At 61.4% G+C, this 9,141-nt stretch carries 6 protein-coding genes and 1 tRNA gene; all 7 read left to right on the forward strand.

The annotated features are described in order from the left end of the window. Positions 1-217 precede the first annotated feature (217 nt). The 7 genes from ACX9OW_RS20600 (at position 218) to ACX9OW_RS20630 (ending at position 8,733) form a co-directional block, all read left to right on the forward strand. On the forward strand, positions 218-3,103 hold the full coding sequence (locus tag ACX9OW_RS20600) for an autotransporter domain-containing protein (RefSeq protein WP_459062762.1): 2,886 nt from the start codon (positions 218-220) through the stop codon (positions 3,101-3,103). A 98-nt stretch (positions 3,104-3,201) separates the two neighbouring features. Then, positions 3,202-4,206 (forward strand): 2-hydroxyacid dehydrogenase, encoded by a 1,005-nt coding sequence (locus ACX9OW_RS20605; RefSeq protein WP_065174624.1) that lies wholly within the window; start codon positions 3,202-3,204, stop codon positions 4,204-4,206. A gap of 51 nt (positions 4,207-4,257) precedes the next feature. Continuing rightward, positions 4,258-4,333 (forward strand) — tRNA-Thr (locus ACX9OW_RS20610). 258 nt (positions 4,334-4,591) lie between these two features. Continuing rightward, positions 4,592-5,557, forward strand: coding sequence for an RHS repeat-associated core domain-containing protein (locus tag ACX9OW_RS20615; RefSeq protein ID WP_459062763.1), 966 nt, complete (start codon positions 4,592-4,594; stop codon positions 5,555-5,557). A gap of 8 nt (positions 5,558-5,565) precedes the next feature. Continuing rightward, positions 5,566-5,901: an immunity 53 family protein gene (locus ACX9OW_RS20620; protein ID WP_053520415.1), complete on the forward strand. Its 336-nt coding sequence runs from the start codon at positions 5,566-5,568 to the stop codon at positions 5,899-5,901. A gap of 141 nt (positions 5,902-6,042) precedes the next feature. Further along, entirely contained in the window at positions 6,043-7,179 is a 1,137-nt protein-coding gene (locus tag ACX9OW_RS20625) for an integrase family protein (protein ID WP_263177818.1), read from the forward strand. A 1,182-nt stretch (positions 7,180-8,361) separates the two neighbouring features. After that, the gene (locus tag ACX9OW_RS20630; protein WP_253120517.1) at positions 8,362-8,733 is read left to right on the forward strand and encodes a DUF7668 domain-containing protein; all 372 of its coding nucleotides are present in this window, start codon (positions 8,362-8,364) and stop codon (positions 8,731-8,733) included. The last annotated feature ends 408 nt before the right edge of the window (positions 8,734-9,141 follow it).

The following is a 9,141-nucleotide window of genomic DNA, read 5'->3' on the forward strand; positions in this document are numbered from 1 at the left end:
TGGCCACTGGGGGTGTTACCGCCCTTTCTGCGTTTTTAACTTTGCCGGAGGCTGTATTTCTCCTGTAAAAGCGTTCAAGAGCGCGAACTCAGCCACAGTTTTGACTGCCAACTTGATCTGAATCCGTTCATTCTTTTCCATGGCATGCAGCGGGGGAGGGCCTCCCGCTCTGACGTTTAGCTTCCCGTCCGCGTGTTGCGGGGGGAGAGAGAACGGTATGAAGCAGTCCAAGTTGAGTCTGGCCCTGGCCGGCCTGATTGGTGTTGGCGTCATGGTCAAGGCTGATGACGCCATGGCAATGAACTATCACGTGCAGGGAGACCGCATCTTCCTCAGCGGTGGCGTCACCTTCGCCGACGTCGTTTCGCTGCCGGCGCTGCTGGCCAAGGCGCAGGCCGAGGGGCGGCCGATCCGGGAGGTGGTGCTGCGTACCTCCAACGGTGGCGCGCTGATCGCCGGCGAGTGGCTGCAGGGGGTGATCCGCACGTCCGGCCTGAACACCATCGTGTCGGGCCATTGCATCTCGTCCTGCTCGATCATGCAGTCCGGTGGCGTGGAGCGTTATCTTGCCGGGGATCTGCCGATTGTCGATTCGGTGGAGATCCATGCGGCCAACAACGGCAGCAATGTGATCTACGAGCCGTCGCCGCGCATGACCCAGATCTACACCGGCAACTATGGCGGCGGCATGGATGCTGGGCTGCTGCACAAGGCGATGTACGAAGTGGTCAAGCCCAACGGCCTGCTGGTGTTCCGCGATCCTGCGCGCACCCCCGGTACGTCGGTCACGTTCGATCCGGATGGCAGCGGCAGCGCGCTGGAGTCGTTCCCTGGGCAGGACATTCACAGCAACCGGATCATCACCGCAACCGGCTATCGTGATCCGGGCGATACGTTGAATGTCACTGCGGACGTCACCGGTGACATCAATCCGGGCTACCTGCGGACGGGACGCCAGCTGCAGACGTTCGTCGATGATGATTTCGCGCGCTGGAGCACCGATCGACCGTCGGCGTACTTTTCCTACGCACTGACCATCTACAACCTTTCCAGCACGGGTCCGCAGGGCATCGGCGCTGGTTCGGTGCAGGATTATCTGAGCGATCCCGGCGTGCAGGCCCTGCTGCTGTCCAAGCTTCGGCTGGGCGATCTGGACGCGTCCACGCTGGACAATTCGATGGGCGTGATCCGGATTGCCAATGGCGCTGTCTGGCGCTCGTCCGCAACCACCGGTGCGGACTTCATGCTGGTCGACAATGGCACCATCGCCCTGGAAGGTGGCGCCCTGCGTGCCCCGGAAGTGCGTGTGCTCGGTGCGGGCATGCTGGTCGGCCACGGCGACGTGGCGGGCACCGCGATGGACAGCACTGCATTGCTGGGTGGCACCGGCCCGTCCTGGCGCGAGGATGGCTTCAACCGCCTGCGCGTGTTCGGCACGCTGATGCCGCGCGGAGGTGATCTGGTCACCCATGGCTACGTCAACATCATGCCCGGCGGCAAAGTGCTGTTCGACGTGACCGAGAGCGGCGGCAGTGCCGGTGGTCGCGTGCGCGTGGGTAATTTCTTCGACCCGTCCACCAACAAAGTGCTCGATGGCGCGCTGGTGATCTCCAAGGGCGCTTTCCTTGAACTGAACGTGGCGCAGGGCTATTACAGCAAGGACTTCCGTCGCGATCTGGTTGAAGGCCCGATCTACCAGGACGGCTTCCAGGAGGTCGTGCGGCTGGGCGACCCTGGCTACAGCGCCAGCATCAGCGGCGGTGAGGTGTTCCGTCCGCGCCACAACTCGCTGTTGAGTTTCAATGTCAGGCAGACGGCCGATGGTCTGTGGCTGACCGCCAACCCGGGCTTCGACCAGTGGGATCTGTTCGCCAACGGCCCGTCCGGTGATGACCTGGGGCGTGTGCTGGGAGCTGCATCCGATCGCCAGGACAGTGGCCTGAAGCCGCTGCTGGGCGTACTGCAGTTCGCCGACCGCGACGTGGTCGCGCAGCACGCCGGTGCGCTGCGTGGCGACGCGCACGCCACCCTGCGCCTGGCCGACAACGCCCTGCTGGGCAGCATCGGCAACGTGGTCCAGCAGCATCAGGCGGCGATGCGCAGTGCCGGTGGCGATGCCGATGGCCTGGCCGCGCAGGTCGCGCAGTCGATGTCGGCACAGCCGGGCATGCGCCATGGCACCCTGTTCAACCAGCTGGCAATGCATCTGGTCGAGCCGACGGCAGCAGGTGCGGGGGGCAATGGCGATGGCCAGCGTGGCCACGGACTGTGGGCACGCGGCTTCGCCAGCCATGGCCGCATCGATGCCGATGCCGGCGTGGCCGGGATGAGCCATACCGTGGGCGGCATCGTGGTCGGTGCCGATACGCGCCTGGCCGATGACCGTGTCGGCCTGGGCGTGAGCGTGGCGGCCGCGGACATGTCGACCAAGGCCCGTGGCGCCTCCCGCTTCACCGGCGACGTGCGTGCGCTGGATGTGGGCGGTTACCTGGACGCGATCTACGCGCGCGGTTATCTGTCCGCGGCGGTGCGCTACACCGACCTGCGCCACGACACCCGGCGCAGCATCGCCGGCATCGAGGGCCTGCAGGACCCGCTGCGTGCGAAGTACCGCAACGATGCGATCTCTGCGCGGGTGGAACATGCGTTCTCCTTCACCCGCGGCAAGGGCGTGGTGATCCAGCCGCTGCTGCCGGTGGTGGACTACGCGCGCACCTCCGCGACGCGGTTCAACGAAGGGCAGGGTGTGGCGGCGCTGGCCGGGCGTGGCGGCAGCCTGGAGAGCATCCGGGTCGGTGCGGGCCTGCAGCTGTTCAAGACCTTCGAGGGCAACAACGGCGAGCGCATCACCCCGCGGGCGCGGGTGGTGTGGCAGAAGGAGCTGGGGGATACGCAGGCCCGCTACAGCACCGGCTTTGCGGCGGCGCCGGATCTGGTGTTCGGCAGCAACAGCCAGACGGTGGGCGAGCAGGTGCTGAGCTGGAACCTGGGTGTGACCAGCCGGGCCAGCGAGCGGCTGTCGGTGATGGTCGACTATGTGGGCGAGCGCCGCGACGGCCAGCTGCAGAATGGTGTGCAGCTGGGGCTCGGTTACCGGTTCTGAGTGGCCGGCGGCACCGGCGATGCCCGCATCGCCGGTGCCATCCCAGGACGCACGCTGCTGCGGTATGGTTCGGCATGGAATTCCACCCAGGCCCCTCCATGCAGATCGCAGTCTTCAGCGCCCGGCCCTATGATCGCCGCTTTCTTGACGAGGCCAATCAGCGCGGCGCCGCAGAACAGGATTTCGCGTTCGTCTACTTCGATGCCTCGCTCGACCTGCATACCGCCACGCTGGCACAGGGCTGCGACGCCGTCTGCGTGTTCGTCAATGATCGTCTTGATGCCCCTGTGCTGCAGGCCCTGCACGCTCAGGGCGTGCGCGCCGTGCTGCTGCGGTGCGCCGGCTTCAACAACGTCGATCTCGCCGCTGCGACGTCGCTGGGCCTGTTCGTCGCGCGCGTGCCGGCCTACTCACCTGAGGCCGTCGCCGAGCATGCACTGGCCCTGGTGATGACCCTCAACCGGCAGACACATCGCGCCTACAACCGCGTGCGCGAAGGCAACTTCATGCTCGATGGCCTGCTTGGGCACACCCTGCATGGCCGCACCGTCGGCATCGTCGGCACCGGCAAGATCGGTGTGGCGACGGCGCGCATCTTCAAGGGCCTGGGCTGCACGGTGCTGGGCCATGATCCCTATCCATCGGCATCCTTCGCCGGGCTGGGAGAAAACGTGGCTCTGGCCGAGCTGCTGTCCCGCGCCGACATCGTGTCGCTGCACTGCCCATTGACGGCGGATACCCATCACCTGATCAACGATGCGTCGCTGGCGCAGATGAAGGCGGGTGCCATGCTGGTCAACACCTCGCGTGGCGGTCTGGTCGACACCCATGCGGTCATCCGCGCGCTGAAATCACGCCGGCTGGGCCACCTGGCCATCGACGTCTACGAGCAGGAAAGCGCGCTGTTCTTCCAGGATCTCTCCGGGGAAATCATCGACGATGAAGCGTTCCAGCGCCTGATGACCTTCCCCAACGTACTGGTGACCGGCCATCAGGGCTTCTTCACCGTGGAGGCCCTGCAGGAGATCTCGGCGATCACGCTGGGCAACCTGGCGGATTTCGCAGCCGGGCGGGCGTGCGCGAACCGGGTGGAGGCAGGCTGACCGAGGGTGGATTGACCACCGGGCAGGGGAGCCCGTAAAATCGCGTGCTCGGCCGGAATAGCTCAGTTGGTAGAGCGGCGCATTCGTAATGCGTAGGTCGCAGGTTCGACTCCTGTTTCCGGCACCATGTTTGATGAAAAGCCCCGGCCCTGGTCGGGGCTTTTTTGTGTCTGGTGGCGCCGGGCCATGCCCGGCGGAATGCGAGTTCCCGGCATTGCCAACCCATGGCGGGCAGCCGCGATTTCCGAGTCTCGCGGCCTACTCGTCCCTCCGGCTTCCCGAGCGCTTGGCTCCTCGCACTGTTCCTGACGTGGCAACCGCAGCCGGTCATTCCTGTGCTATGAATACCCAGCCTTGCTTCAAGGCTCTTTCAGGGATTGGAAGGATGCGCAGGTTCGGAGGAACTGCAGGCGGTCTGTCGGCCCGCTTCAGGGGATTTGAAGAGCGATTTCGGAAATCGGGGGCATTGGGCGCCTGGCTGTGCTGCGTGCTGCTGCTCGGCCTTGGCGTGTCGCCAGCCGCAATTGCCCAGACGACGGTGACGTACATCCACACGGACGCGCTGGGCTCGGTCGTGGCCGAGAGCGATGCCAACGGCAACGTGATCAAGCGCTATGACTACGAGCCTTACGGTGCTGTGGTCGGTGGTCAGGTCACGGATGGCCCGGGGTATACCGGGCATGTGAGCGACTCGGCCACCGGGCTGAGCTACATGCAGCAGCGGTACATGGATCCGCAGTTGGGTGTGTTCCTGTCGGTGGATCCGGTGACGGCCTATGAACAGCCGGTGGGGCAGTTCAATCGATATCGGTATGCAAACGGCAATCCGTACAAGTTCACTGATCCGGACGGGAGGCAGAGTTGGAGTGACTTCCAGACCGGCTTTGAGAACGGAACACTTAACGCCTCCCGATACGAGCACGGATTTCCGTTGCATGCCAATTGGGCTGAGCAAACTGGCTATGCCATTGGTTCCGGTATCGTCAAGGGCGGGCAGTCCCATGCTGGTGGCATTCGAGCGCCGCCCCTGCGTATGCAGCCACCCCGGACTGGGACTGTTACAGTTGGCGCGCCATCTGGCCGGAACACAAACAAATTGCGACCGGACGCCAATGCAGAGGGCGCACACTCTGTCCTAAAGCGTGGTGAGGATGGCAATATCAGCAATACTGCCACTTACCAGCCAAATCCGAACAATCCGTCCGGCTTCCAAGAGGTAAAGCGTGTCGACGTAACCGGAAAGGCTCATACCAATCCTGATGGATCCATCATTGCCACACCTCATGTGAAAGAGGCAGGGCAAAAGGGGGTGCGTCCGGCGCTCCCAGAAGAGCTGCCAAAGCGGAACTGAGATTATTTATGGACACTGCGATTGCGCTTTTGCAAAAATGGTACTCGAATCACTGTGACGAAGATTGGGAGCATTCCTACGGTATCAAGATAGACACTTTGGATAACCCAGGGTGGATTCTCACTGTCGACCTGGTTGACACGGAGTTGAGTGAATATTCGCTGCCCAGAACGCGCATTGATCGTTCGGAAGTAGATTGGATTCAGTCCGAGATTTCGGATGGGCGCTATATCGCTTGCGGTGGAGTGCTCAACCTGGAGGAGATCGTGCTTCAGTTTTTGAACTTCGCCGAGGGTCCCCGCGTCGACAGTCAGGATGCGCGAACCGACGGCGTAGGGCAGTAGGTTTTTTCGTTCAGTGTTCGGAGCAAGTTTGTGCTCTGTCGTCGCAGACATTAGGCATCGTCAGCGGACGATCCTCATCCAAACATCCCCTCGCATCCTGTCCTAAGTTGGCTCTATCGCCACTCACGGACAACCCGCCCGATGTCATCCGCCCTCACCAAACGCATCGTTCTCAGGGCTGAACCCCGGGATCGCCCCTGCGAGGTCAGGGACGCTCAGGTTCGCGGCCTGATCCTGCGTGTGCAGCCTTCAGGGCATAAGGCTTGGATCGTGACCTGGGCGCACGGTAAACGTCGTACCTTAGGTTCGGTCGAGCACTTGACGCTCGACCAGGCCCGCGACCAAGCCCGGCAAGCGGTCGCTGAATACGTTCAGTCCGGATTGCCGGCACTCGCAAAGTCCAAGCCCACTAGCTGCACGCTCGAAACACTGCTCAACGAGCATTTCGAGCCTTGGGCGATAGCTGAGCTCAAGGGTGGTCGTCAGTACCCGGACCGCATCCGATCAGTGTTCCCGTGGCTGCTGCGTCGTCAGATCATCGAAATTGACGTGCCCACAATGGAGCGATGGTGGCGCGGTCGTGTCACTGGCCCCGATGCAGTCACCAAGGCTACCGCAGCGCGCGACTTTGCTTGCCTGCGGTCTGCCTTGTCTCGGGCCGTTGAGTGGAAGCTGATCGAGACTAACCCCCTCATGGGCATGCGTCAGCGATCAGCAGCTAGCCGCAAGGTGGTTCGGTTCCTGTCCCCTGATGAGGAGGCGATGCTCCGGGCCTCGCTGGCAGCGCGCGATCTAGCTGGGGTTGAGGGGAGGGCGAACGCGAATGCGGCCCGACGTAAGTACCGGCAAGCGGTTCTGCCTGACTTGCCGATGGACGGCTATGTCGATCACCTGACTCCGGTGGTCCTTACAGCCATCAATACCGGCATGCGGCGGGGTGAACTGCTATCGATGACATGGGCGGACATCAACTGGGAAGCCAAGATGCTGACCATTCGAGCCGAGAACGCCAAGTCCGGTAGGCAGCGTCACATCCCGCTAAACGTCGAAGCCATGGAAGTCCTGCAGCGTTGGGCTAGACAAGCGGGCGAGCGCCGTGCGGGCAAGGTCTTCGACGTGACGGACATCAAGAAGGGGTGGGGCAACCTCATAGCCGATGCCCGCATCGAAGAATTCCGGTCAATCGCTATCGGTATGCGAACGGCAATCCGTACAAGTTCACAGATCCGGATGGACGTGCAGTCACTTGTAACGAGAATTGATGTTCTGGTGAGGTGAACACCATCGCTGATGCTCTGGCGCTTCCTGCAATTCTGACGATAGCGTACGGGGGGAGATTAGTCTCAAATGCAATTGATTCCACCCAGCGGAGTGAAGGGGCTGATCCGACCGACTCCACGGAGGGGGAAGGGGGAAAGCAGGCGCCCGATAGCGTAGCTGGACTACGTGGTGAATCGACTATTGAAAATGTCACTACCCGAGGCACCCGGGTATGGGATAGAGGAGCCGAATCAGATCAGAAAGCAAAGGATTTTGACGCGCTGGGTCCCAAGGATGTCGACACAAAGGCAAACGGAACTCGTGTTGGGCAATTGGAGGATGGAAGTCGAGTGATTGACAGGAACTACTCCAAGGATGGACGGCCGACGCTGGAGATTCGGCGCCAGGACGGTCGAACCACTGATGAGTTTAGATATGGGAAGAACCCATGATTGGACAGCGTTCTGCAGATTTTGAAGAGTGGCGACCTGACGGAATGGACGGGGATCACTCGTGGGATGTCGGGGAAGTTAGATATTCGATTGACGGATCTATGGCTATAGATTTGTTCGAGAACACGGGAAGGAAGGCGTGGATTCTGATTTTCGCAACGCCCTTGGCCGTTCGAATTACTCAGGAGGGAAGTCTCCAGGAATACTGGGAGTCAGGCGTAGTGGTGGCCGGGCATAACCTGATGCGTGCAACCAGCTCATCGTTGTTGACGTGGTTGGAGAATTCGAGCGGTGGCGTTCATTCTTCGGGAAATATGGCGCATTATGCGGTCTTCTCCGACGATGTCTGCGTTGAAGTTCTCTCGCGTGTCGTGCCTTCTCTGATGCCTGCAGATGCCTAGATGAGGACGATCCTCATCCAATCAACGCCTGGCATCCTGTCCTAATTTGGCGCTATCGCCACTTACGGACGCTCCGCCCAATGTCATCCGCCCTCACCAAGCGCATCGTTCTCACAGCAGAACCCCGAGATCGCCCCTACGAGCTCAGGGACGCTCAGGTTCGCGGCCTGATTCTGCGAGTGCAACCCTCGGGCCACAAAGCTTGGATCGTGACCTGGGCGCACGGTAAGCGTCGTACCTTGGGGTCGTTGAGCTTCTGACACTTGATCAGGCCCGCGACCAAGCCCGGCAAGCCGTTGCTGAGTACGTTTGGACTGCCACAAGCAATTGCACGGGAGAGATTAGCAATGAATGAGACGACCATAGCTAAAGATGGTGAGAACGAGACTGCGGTGCCGCAAGCTTGGCGGCCCACGCTCGCAGCCATCGTTGATGCTCTGATTCAAGGTGGCGAACCATCGCTACCGCAGGTAACCCTTCAGGCCCCAGATGTGTGGGCAAGCGCGCTAGAGAACATTCGCGCGTATGGCGCACACTTGAAAAGGCTGCCAGATGAGTCCTGGAACTCTTCCGTCTGCATCTGGTATGGAGATTTTTGGAATGTTCTGGTTGATCTTTACACAGAAGAAGAGGGGAGGAGTGACCTAGTGCTTCAGGCTCACGTGTACGAAGTTGGTGATGGGTATCGATACGAGGTGATTTTGGTATGCGTGCCGTAGAACCTGAAGGTCTGTTCGAATTTCATCGGTTTTCAAATTAAGTAGTGACTTAATTGGCGGCTACATGGGGCGGGGCTGTGCACTGTGGACGATCCTCATCCAAACACCGCCTTGCATCCTGTCCTAAGTTGGTTCTATCGCCATTTGCGGACGCTCCGCCCAATGTCATCCCCCCTCACCAAGCGCATCGTTCTCACAGCTGAGCCCCCGAGAGCGCCCCCATCGTCCCGGCGGCAACGGTCCATGCCGGTTCGCTCGTCCGGAGTCGGGATCATCCGGTCAGTCGCGAGCTGCTTAGATCGCTCGCCAAGTTCAGTCGGCTGGGTTCGTAATGCGTAGGTCGCAGGTTCGACTCCTGTTTCCGGCACCATGTTTGATGAAAAGCCCCGGCCCTGGTCGGGGCTTTTT

The organism is Stenotrophomonas genospecies 5 (genome assembly GCF_054473825.1).

Excerpts from the sequence above, each read along its gene's own strand:
- ACX9OW_RS20600 (WP_459062762.1), top strand. The coding sequence starts at position 218 with ATGAAGCAGTCCAAGTTGAGTCTGGCCCTGGCCGGCCTGATTGGTGTT.
- ACX9OW_RS20605 (WP_065174624.1), top strand. The coding sequence starts at position 3,202 with ATGCAGATCGCAGTCTTCAGCGCCCGGCCCTATGATCGCCGCTTTCTT.
- ACX9OW_RS20615 (WP_459062763.1), top strand. The coding sequence starts at position 4,592 with ATGCGCAGGTTCGGAGGAACTGCAGGCGGTCTGTCGGCCCGCTTCAGG.
- ACX9OW_RS20620 (WP_053520415.1), top strand. The coding sequence starts at position 5,566 with ATGGACACTGCGATTGCGCTTTTGCAAAAATGGTACTCGAATCACTGT.
- ACX9OW_RS20625 (WP_263177818.1), top strand. The coding sequence starts at position 6,043 with ATGTCATCCGCCCTCACCAAACGCATCGTTCTCAGGGCTGAACCCCGG.
- ACX9OW_RS20630 (WP_253120517.1), top strand. The coding sequence starts at position 8,362 with ATGAATGAGACGACCATAGCTAAAGATGGTGAGAACGAGACTGCGGTG.